This is a genomic window from uncultured Campylobacter sp., from assembly GCF_938030815.1.
Taxonomy (GTDB): domain Bacteria; phylum Campylobacterota; class Campylobacteria; order Campylobacterales; family Campylobacteraceae; genus Campylobacter_B.
On record NZ_CALHII010000233.1, the window covers coordinates 1 to 8048 of the forward strand.

8 protein-coding genes are annotated in these 8048 nt (G+C 49.5%); 2 read left to right on the top strand and 6 right to left on the bottom strand.

What is annotated here, in order from left to right:
* From Q0277_RS08905 to gpmI, 6 genes are all read right to left on the bottom strand, one after another.
* Nucleotides 1–298, bottom strand: a 298-nt coding sequence (locus Q0277_RS08905) for a Rho termination factor N-terminal domain-containing protein (protein ID WP_297997368.1), incomplete at its 3' end; no start/stop codon positions are given.
* Between the two features lie 61 nt (nucleotides 299–359).
* Nucleotides 360–1298 (bottom strand): acetyl-CoA carboxylase carboxyl transferase subunit alpha, encoded by a 939-nt coding sequence (gene accA / locus Q0277_RS08910; RefSeq protein WP_297997370.1) that lies wholly within the window; start codon nucleotides 1296–1298, stop codon nucleotides 360–362.
* Complete coding sequence (locus Q0277_RS08915) at nucleotides 1298–2515, bottom strand: beta-ketoacyl-ACP synthase II (protein ID WP_297997372.1); 1218 nt, start codon at nucleotides 2513–2515, stop codon at nucleotides 1298–1300. Before Q0277_RS08915 ends, accA begins: the two co-directional genes overlap by 1 nt.
* Before the next feature lie 18 nt (nucleotides 2516–2533).
* Nucleotides 2534–2770: an acyl carrier protein gene (gene acpP / locus Q0277_RS08920; protein WP_005873350.1), complete on the bottom strand. Its 237-nt coding sequence runs from the start codon at nucleotides 2768–2770 to the stop codon at nucleotides 2534–2536.
* A 68-nt stretch (nucleotides 2771–2838) separates the two neighbouring features.
* Complete coding sequence (gene fabG, locus Q0277_RS08925) at nucleotides 2839–3582, bottom strand: 3-oxoacyl-ACP reductase FabG (RefSeq protein ID WP_297997374.1); 744 nt, start codon at nucleotides 3580–3582, stop codon at nucleotides 2839–2841.
* 101 nt (nucleotides 3583–3683) lie between these two features.
* Nucleotides 3684–5150: a 2,3-bisphosphoglycerate-independent phosphoglycerate mutase gene (gpmI, locus tag Q0277_RS08930; RefSeq protein ID WP_297997375.1), complete on the bottom strand. Its 1467-nt coding sequence runs from the start codon at nucleotides 5148–5150 to the stop codon at nucleotides 3684–3686.
* 205 nt (nucleotides 5151–5355) lie between these two features.
* Here gpmI and mraY point away from each other — a divergent pair, with 205 nt between their 5' ends.
* Entirely contained in the window at nucleotides 5356–6420 is a 1065-nt protein-coding gene (mraY, locus tag Q0277_RS08935) for a phospho-N-acetylmuramoyl-pentapeptide-transferase (protein WP_297997377.1), read from the top strand.
* Nucleotides 6421–6534: 114 nt separating this feature from the next.
* Complete coding sequence (murD, locus tag Q0277_RS08940) at nucleotides 6535–7959, top strand: UDP-N-acetylmuramoyl-L-alanine--D-glutamate ligase (protein WP_297997379.1); 1425 nt, start codon at nucleotides 6535–6537, stop codon at nucleotides 7957–7959.
* The last annotated feature ends 89 nt before the right edge of the window (nucleotides 7960–8048 follow it).

Genomic DNA, 8048 nt, shown 5'->3' on the forward strand with positions numbered 1-8048 from the left:
CGCGCAAAAAGCCGTAACCCTCGGCGGTAACCTCCAAAATCCCCGTAAAAAGTATGAAGCCGCCCTGCTTCGTCTGCATGCGTAAAATTTCAAAAACGAGCGCTTGACGGCGGAATTCTCGCGGGTTTTCGACGCCAAGTTCGTCTGCTATGGCGATGAGATTTTCAAGATCCATCGAGCGGAGCTCTTCGATCTGGTAGCCCTCGACGGGAACGTGCGTTTTAGCGTAAGTTTTTCTGCCATTTTGATTAGAATTTGAAACGGCGGTCTGAGCGGAATTTTGATTTGTATTTTCCATTTGTCCTCTTAGAGTGTGAAGTTATTAAATTTGGTTTTAAAAAAGTTGCGAAATTTAAAATTTAGTTTTCTTTATAAGCACCGAACCTTAAAATTTTTTGTTGCCTTCTGCTGATGAGCTCGTCTATGCTAAGATCGTCTAGCTTGTGCAGCTCGGTTAAGACATAGTTTCCAAGCGCTTTTATCGCGCCGTCCTTATCCCTATGGGCGCCCGTTTTGGGCTCCTTGATCACATCATCGACCAAGCCCAGCTCTTTTAGCTCCTCGGCGGTGATCTTTAGCGCTTTCGTAGCGGCCTCGCTCTTACTTGGATCGTTCCACAAAATCGCAGCACAGCCTTCGGGAGAGATAACCGAAAAAATTGAGTTTTGAAGCATCGCCAGCCGATCAGCCACGCCGATAGCCAAAGCTCCACCGCTGCCGCCTTCCCCTATAACGACGGCAATCGTAGGGGTTTTAATATCGCTAAACTCATATAGATTTCGCGCGATAGCCTCGCTCTGACCGCGCTCCTCGGCACCAAGTCCCGGATATGCGCCCGGAGTGTCAATCAAAAACAAAATAGGAAGGTTAAATTTCTCGGCAAGTTTTGCTACGCGCAGTGCCTTGCGATAGCCCTCCGGATGGGGCATGCCGAAATTGCGCTTCAACTTATTTTTGGTGCCGCGGCCCTTCTGCTCGGCGATTACGGTGATTTTGCGGTTACCCATAATACCCAGATAGCACACGATCGAAGGATCGTCCCTAAAGGCGCGGTCGCCGTGAAGCTCCCTAGCGTCTTGCAAAAGCGCACGAATATAATCGATCGCGTAAGGGCGATCCGGGTGGCGCGCAAGCTGAAGTCTTTGGTATTCGTTTAAATTCTTATAAACTTTAGAAATTTCTTTTTCGAGGTTCTTATTTAAAATTTCGACCGCGTCCTCATCACCGCGAATTTTAGCGGCGGTGATGTCCTCGTCAATCTGCTTTATAGACTTTTCAAAGTCCAGATAGCTAGCCATTAATCTACTCTTTTGAAAATAAGCGATGCGTTCGTGCCGCCGAATCCAAAATTATTGCTCATGACGCAATCGAGTTTGGCTTTTCTAGCGACGTTTGGCACATAGTCCAAATCGCAATCTGGATCTTTTGAAATTTGATTTATCGTAGGCGGTATGATGCCGTTTTGCATCGCCAAAAGGCTGATCGCAGCCTCTACCGCTCCGGCAGCGCCTAGGCAATGTCCTAGCTGACCCTTGGTGGAGCTGACCGCAGGCACCTTCCCCTCGCCGAAAAGCTCTTTTAACGCCGCGGTTTCGTTTTTATCGTTTATCGCGGTGGACGTTCCGTGAGCGTTGATATAATCAATCTTTGGGCGTCCTGCCATCTCGTAGGCCTTTTTCATAGCGCGGATCGGGCCGTCTAGGCTAGGTGAAGTGATATGATAAGCATCGCCGCTAGCGCCGAATCCTACGAGCTCGCCGTAAATTTTAGCGCCGCGCGCTTTTGCGTCTTCTAGCTCTTCTAAAACCAAAGCCGCCGCACCTTCGCCCATAACAAAGCCGTTTCGCTCTGCATCAAACGGACGCGAAGCGTGCGCGGGATCGTCATTTCTAGCGCAAAGCGCCTTCATCGCGGCAAATCCGCCGATACCTACGGGACAAACCGCAGCCTCGGCTCCCACTGCAAGCATCTTTTTCGCTTCGCCGATCATAATAACTCTCGCAGCGTCCATAATCGCATGTGCGGAAGCCGCACAAGCCGTAACGCTGGATAAATTCGGACCTTTTAATTTATAATATATAGAAACAAAGCCGCCGAGCATATTTACTAACGCAGAAGGGATAAAAAACGGAGAAATTCGCCTAGGACCGCGCTGTAAGCAGGTGTTGGCGTTTATCTCGATGTTCGGTAAACCGCCGATACCGCTAGCCGAGCTAACGCCGAATTCGTCGCTATCAAAATCACTAAATTTAGCGTCATCTATGGCTTCGCCCGCAGCCTTAAGCCCGAGTTGGATAAATCTATCCATCTTTTTTATCTCTTTTCCATCCTCGATTATGCTCGAAGGATCGAAACCTTTTACTTCAGCTGCAATTTGAACCGGAAATTCGCTAGCGTCAAAGAGCGAAATTTTATCAACCCCGGTTTTTCCGTTACAGATATTTTCAAAACTGCTCTGTTTGTCAAGCCCGAGAGAGGTTATCATCCCGATGCCCGTTACTACGACTCGTTTCAAAACCGCTTCCTTAAAATTTTATTTTTTAGGCAAATTTTCTATATAATCTACTACGTCTTTAATGCTTACTAATTTTTCAGACTCGCTATCAGGGATCTCGATACCGAATTTCTCCTCTAAAGCCATTACTAGCTCAACTACGTCAAGAGAGTCCGCGCCCAAATCTTCGATAATTTTAGAGTCAAGTTTAACCTGATCCGGGCTAACGCTTAGTTGCTCTACAACTACGTCTCTTACATCTTCAAATACTGCCATTTTAGCACTCCTTTAAAAAAATACCGCGTAATTCTATAATATTTAACCTTAAATTCCGCTATTTAACGCTACATATAGAGCCCGCCGTTGATTTTAAGCGTCTCTCCAGTAATGTAGCCCGCGCCGTCGCTGAGTAAAAACGCAACTCCTTTGGCAACGTCGCTCGTGCTTCCGAGGCGCTTAAGCGGGATGCTCGCTTCGTAGCTTGCTTTTACGTCGTCGCTTAGCGCGTCCGTCATATCCGTAGCGATGAAGCCCGGAGTTATGCAATTAAAGCGGATTCCGCGCGCTGCGCCCTCTTTTGCAAAGCTCTTACTCATCGCGATCATTCCGCCCTTGCTTGCGCTGTAATTGACCTGCCCGGCGTTGCCCATTTCGCCGACGATCGAGGCGATATTTACGACCGCGCCGAAGCGCTTTTTGCTCATTAGCTTTAGAGCTTCGCGGCAGCCGATAAAGGCGCTGCTTAAATTTGCTTCGATCACGCCCATGAAGTCTTCCAGCTTCATCCTAAGCGCGAGTTTGTCGTTCGTGATGCCCGCGTTATTTACCAGATAGCTTAGCTCGCTGTCGCTTTGCGCGATCAGGGCAATCGCCTCGCTAAATTCCGCCTCGTTCGTCGCGTCAAATTTTATCACGGCGCCCTCTCCGCCGTTTGCGCGGATCTCCTCTAGCAGCGCGTCGGCTATCTCGGGCTTTGAGCGATAATTAATCCATACCTTAAGCCCATAGCCTGCTAAAGTCCTTGCGATCTGTGCGCCGATACCGCGGCTTGCGCCCGTGATTAAAACATTTTTCCCGCTAAATTTCATACTTATCCTTTTGTTAAAATTTTAATTTCTAGCGTAAATTTATCCAAATTTACCTAAATTTTAGCCGTTAAAATCTACTAGCGACCCGCGTCGTTTAAATTTCAAAACAGCGCCTCGTCCATCTCTGCGGGTTTCGGTAGCCCCATTAGCTTTAGCACGGTCGCTGCGACGTTGCTAAGCCCAAGTCCGCTTTTTAGTTCACGCACGCCGCGCCCCAGCACAAAGCAAAATACGTCAAAGGTCGTGTGGTTGGTTAAAATTTCGCCGTCAGCGTCTCGCATCGCCTCGCAGTTGCCGTGATCGCTAATCTGCACGTAGGCGTAATCGTGCGCCTTCGCCGCGCTTAAAATTTTACCGATGCACTCATCCACCGCTTCGACCGCCTTTATCGCGGCATTGTAGTTGCCCGTATGGCCGACCATATCGCCGTTTGCGAAATTTATGACGATGAAATCGATCCCCGCTTCGATACCGCGGATCACCGCGTCGCACACCGCTGGCGCGCTCATCTGCGGCTGCTCGTCGTAGGTTTTTACTTTGGGGCTCGGGATCAGCACGCGAGTTTCGTTCGGCAGCGGCTCCTCGACGCCACCGTTAAAGAAAAACGTCACGTGTGCGTATTTTTCGGTCTCGGCGGTGTGAAGCTGCGTAAGACCGGCTTCTGCGATCACTTCGCAAAGCGTGTTTTTAAGCACGGGCTTCTCGAAAAGCAGAGGAAATTTAAAGCTCGCGTCGTATTCGCTCATCGTGATTAAATTTTGCACGACGAACTTTCGCTCAAATTCGCTAAAGCTCTCATCGCCCAAAGCCGCGCAAAGCTCCCTAGCGCGATCGTTTCTAAAATTTATAAAAATCACTCCGTCGTCCGCGCCGATACCGCCAAAGCCATTAAAGCTCGCAGGCTCGATAAACTCGTCGCTCACGCCGCGCTCGTAGCTTTGCAGCACATACTCGCTAGGCGAAATTTTAAGCGACGCCGCTTCGCCCATAAGCACGTCGTAAGCGCGCTTTACGCGATCAAAGCGCTTGTCGCGATCCATCGCGTAAAAGCGCCCGCACACGCTACCGACTTTAAATTTAGCCTGTAGGCGCTTTAAAAATTTCGCCCCGCTGCTCGGCGAAACGTCGCGCCCGTCGGTGATGGCGTGCGCCCATGTCTCGCAACCCGCATTCTGCGCTATCTCGCAGATCGCGTCAAAATGGCGCAGGTGCGAATGCACACCGCCGTCGCTGTAAAGCCCTATGACGTGCAGCCTGCGGCACTTTGAAAGCAGGTTTTGCAGCGCTTCGTTTTTCTCAAGCGAGCCCTCATCGATCGCGCGATCGATTTTGACTAGGTTTTGATACAGAATTCTACCGCTTCCTATCGTCATATGCCCTACTTCGCTGTTTCCCATCTGCCCCTGCGGCAAGCCCACGGCAAGCCCGGAAGTGTGCAGTAGCGTATTGGGCACGTTTTTAAAAAGATAATCATAGGCGGGCTTTTTTGCGTTTGCAAACGCGTTAAATTTATCGCTCGCGTTAAAGCCGATGCCGTCGGTGATAAGTAAAATCGTCTTTTGCCCCATTTTGGCTCCTAAATTTCGTCTAAATTTCGCCGCGCTGGCCTTTTGAGGCAGGTCTGCGGCGCTGTTTTTACGAGCGGCATTATACTTTCTTTTGGCAAATGCGGCAAAATTTCATCCGCCCTAAAAGCTAAATTTTACCTCTTTTATACTAAAATGCGCGTTTTCATATAAAATTTAAAATTTCATAAAATTTAAAAGGTAAACTTTGTTTTATTATCTCTATCATCTTACGAATATAAATTTTTTCCAATACATCACCGCTCGCGCAGGTCTTGCGTTTTTTATCGCTTTTTGTTTTTCGGTCTGGGCTATGCCGCGGTTTATCCGCTGGGCGCAAAATAGACACGCCGCGCAGCCCATCTACGAGCTCGCGCCCCAAAACCATCAGAAAAAGAGCAAAACCCCGACGATGGGCGGGCTTGTTTTCGTTACCGCCGCAGTGCTCGCAAGCCTGCTGTGCGCCAAGCTAAACAACGTATTCGTGCTCTGCGGACTGCTTTGTTTGGTAGGCTTCGGCTACATAGGCTTTAAGGATGATATCTCTAAAATTTTAGGCCGCCAAAACCACGCAGGCCTTAGCGCGCGGGCTAAATTTGCACTGCAAAATTTCTTGGCCTTTCTGATCGGGGCGACGCTTTATGCTTTTAGCGATCTGGGCGGGGAATTTTTCGTGCCGTTTTTCAAATACCCTCTGCTAAATTTATGGATCTTCGCGCCGCTGTTTTGGACGATCGTGATAAGCGCGAGCTCAAACGCGGTAAATTTAACCGACGGATTAGACGGGCTGGCAACCATTCCGTCGGTGTTTTCGCTCTGCAGCTTGGGCATATTTGCTTATCTATGCGGGCACGCGATCTACTCGCAGTATCTCTTGCTACCGCGCGTCGCGGGCGCAGGCGAGGTCTGCATCATCGTCTCGGCGCTCATCGGCGCGCTGCTTGGGTTTTTGTGGTTTAACTGCTACCCCGCCGAAGTCTTTATGGGCGACAGCGGCAGCCTGAGCGTGGGAGCATTTTTAGGATACTGCGCAGTCATCACGAAGAATGAAATTTTACTCATAATGATCGGCTTCGTCTTCGTCATCGAAACGCTCAGCGTGATCTTGCAGGTGGGCAGCTTTAAAATTTTCAAACGCAGAATTTTCCTGATGGCGCCGATACACCACCATTTCGAGCTTAAAGGCTGGGTCGAAAACAAAATCATCATCCGCTTTTGGATCATCGCGCTGATCGCAAATATCATAGCGCTGACGTCGCTGAAACTGAGATAAAATGCGAGCGCAGATCAAGCCCGACTTCGAAACGGCGCGCGAAAGATACGGCGAAATTGCCGGGCTTAGCGCGGATGAGATAACTCAAATTTTATGGGGCGAAAGGGGAGAAAAATGAAAAAATCGCTATTTGGCTACGGGCTTACGACCAAAGCGATCGCCGAGCACTGCCGCGACAAAGGCGGCTGGGAGATCTACGACGATAAATTTGAAATTTCTTCGGGCGCACCGAAGCTGGATGAGTTCGGCAACGCGCTTTTAAACCCGAGCGAGTTCGATCCCGCCGCAAGCGAGCTTGAAATCCCAAGTCCAGGCTTTCCGCCGCATCACGAGCTGGTGCGAAAGGCACGAAATTTAATCAGCGAATACGATTATTTCGACGATTACAAAGGCCTTAAAATTTGGATCAGCGGCACGAACGGCAAGACCACGACGACAAAGATGATGCAGCACCTACTCGAGCGATACGGTTCGCAAATGGGCGGCAACGTGGGCGTTCCACTCGCAAAGCTTGATAAAAGCGCCAAAATTTGGGTGCTAGAGACGAGCTCATTTACGCTGCACTACACCAAGCGCGCGCGCCCCGATATCTATGTGCTGCTTGCGATCACGCCCGATCATCTCAGCTGGCACGGCGATTTTGCGGAGTATGAGCGTGCCAAACTCTCGCCGCTGCTAGCGATGCGCGAAGGCTCCGTGGCGCTGATCCCGCGCGCCTACGAAAGCTCTGCCGCCGCGCAAAACAGCCTAGCCCGCGTGATCTGCTACGAAGACGAAGTGGATCTGGCGCAAAAATTCGGCATCGATTTAGGCGAGATAAAATTCCGCACTCCGTTTTTGATCGACGCGCTTTTGGCGCTGTGCGTGGAGAAAATTTTATTCGACAGATGCGACGCCATGCGACTGAACGACTTCGTGATCGAAGGCAATAAACTAGAGGAGTTTACCGACGCGCGCGGCAGGGTCTGGGTCAATGACACGAAGGCGACCAACATCGATGCGTGCGCGCAGGCGCTGAAGCGATACGCGGGACGCAAAATACATCTGATCCTCGGCGGCGACGACAAAGGCGTGGATCTGCACCCGCTTTTTGCGGAGTTTAAAAAATACGATCTGCAAATTTACGCGATCGGCTCAAATACCGATAAAATCGTACTTTTATGTGGCGAATACGGACTTCCTTGCGTGCGCTGCGAAATTTTACAAACCGCGGTGAGCGAAATTTCAAAGCGGTATTTAAGCGGAGGAAATTTTTGCAAAAATGAAATTTCAAAAGGACGCTTAGGCGGCGAGAATTCCGCAGGAAATTTAATGCAGGATGAAATTTCGGCTACCGAAGGCGCAAGCTCTTGCATAGACGCAAGCGGCGGCGAAACTTTAGGTTCGCAAAATTTTAAAAATTCTGTGGATTTTCAGAATTCCGTAAATTTCGAAAGCGAAATAGCACTGCTAAGCCCTGCATGTGCCAGTTTGGATCAATTTAAAAGCTACGCGCAACGCGGCGAGCTATTTAAAAAACAAGTCGCACAACTTGGATAGATAAGCATATCAAGTTTAGATGGATCAGGTCGAGCCTTTATTAATACAATTTGCAATCGTATTTTAAAATTTTAACGCTTCTGCTGCGC

Coding starts and splice junctions, on each gene's coding strand:
- gpmI (WP_297997375.1), bottom strand. CDS start 5,150: ATGGGGCAAAAGACGATTTTACTTATCACCGACGGCATCGGCTTTAAC.
- murD (WP_297997379.1), top strand. CDS start 6,535: ATGAAAAAATCGCTATTTGGCTACGGGCTTACGACCAAAGCGATCGCC.
- accA (WP_297997370.1), bottom strand. CDS start 1,298: ATGGCTAGCTATCTGGACTTTGAAAAGTCTATAAAGCAGATTGACGAG.
- acpP (WP_005873350.1), bottom strand. CDS start 2,770: ATGGCAGTATTTGAAGATGTAAGAGACGTAGTTGTAGAGCAACTAAGC.
- fabG (WP_297997374.1), bottom strand. CDS start 3,582: ATGAAATTTAGCGGGAAAAATGTTTTAATCACGGGCGCAAGCCGCGGT.